We start from the raw sequence: 1185 nt of genomic DNA, 5'->3' as shown, positions 1-1185 counted from the left end.
ATGAAAAACTAAATTTAAAAGTAGGAAATAACCTAAGCTTAGAGAGCACTAGAGATATAAAAGATGCCAGCTCTAAAAGCAAGGGTATAAATTTAAGTGCAAGCTACTCCGGAGCAACTAATGCTAAACACTTTGCATCAGGAGATAGCTCTCTAAGCTCTGTTGGAGCGAGCATTAGCAAGTCAAACTCAAACACAAAGATAAAACAAACAAACCTATCATCTATAACAGCTAATGAGCTAAATGTAGAGGTAGGTAAAAACACTCATCTAAAAGGATCACTACTAGCAGCAGGAGAGTATGATAAAGATAATACCTTTATAGATAACCACAACCTAAATTTAAAAACAAATACCCTAAGCTATGAGAACCTATCAAATACAAGTTATAACAAAGGATCATCTCTTAGTATAGGTGCTAACTACTCACTAGGTAAAAAAGATGAAGCCAATAAAAATAGCCAAGACAAGAGTACAAGCTACTCTAGTCTAAAGTCAATAAACTACTCTAATCAAAGAAATCTAAGCTACACACTATCTAAAAACATGGCAACTCTAGGCAGTGGCAACATAGAGATAGCAGATAAAGAGAACTCCGATGATATGGATAGACTAAACAGAGATACTACTAAACTAACAAAAGATCTAGTAAATACTAGCATAAGCTCAAATGTAGATGCTAGTATAGATGCTAGGGTGTTTAGTAAAGAGGGTAGGAGGGAGATAGCTAAAGAGATAGTAGATAGTAGTACCATAATAGACGCCATTAATCAAATAGCGACTACGGATAGAGCAACTATATTCTCATTCTTTAAAGAAGTAAGCAAGCAATATAGCGTATTAAACGGCGTTAGAGAAGAGGTGGCAAACTCACCAGAACTACAAGCATTTTTATCTAGTAGTACTACAACCGAAGCACAAAGAAAAGAGGCTATGGCACTAGTAACGCTTGCCGTTATGAAGAATTTAGGATATCAACCAAATGATATAAAGTCTATATATACAGATGAAACAGGATATAATGGCGAAAAGATAAAAGGTTTTACAAGCTTGCAAACCGGATCTAGCTATATAAATTTCAAAAACATAACCGATATGAAAGATCTTGTAAAAACCATAACCCATGAAAACCAAAGATCTATGGATATACAAGATCATAGAGATATAAATCAAAACAGAGATGATG

At 34.4% G+C, this 1185-nt stretch carries 1 protein-coding gene; it reads left to right on the top strand.

The genetic code is table 11. From position 1 onward, the window contains the following. The coding region (locus CVT13_RS10155; protein WP_159071125.1) for a hypothetical protein at window positions 1-1185 on the top strand (1185 nt) is incomplete at both ends.

Origin of the sequence: Campylobacter concisus, from assembly GCF_003049085.1 — a bacterium.
GTDB classification, from domain to species: Bacteria; Campylobacterota; Campylobacteria; order Campylobacterales; family Campylobacteraceae; genus Campylobacter_A; species Campylobacter_A concisus_H.
This window is presented reverse-complemented; position numbering and strand designations above follow the sequence as displayed.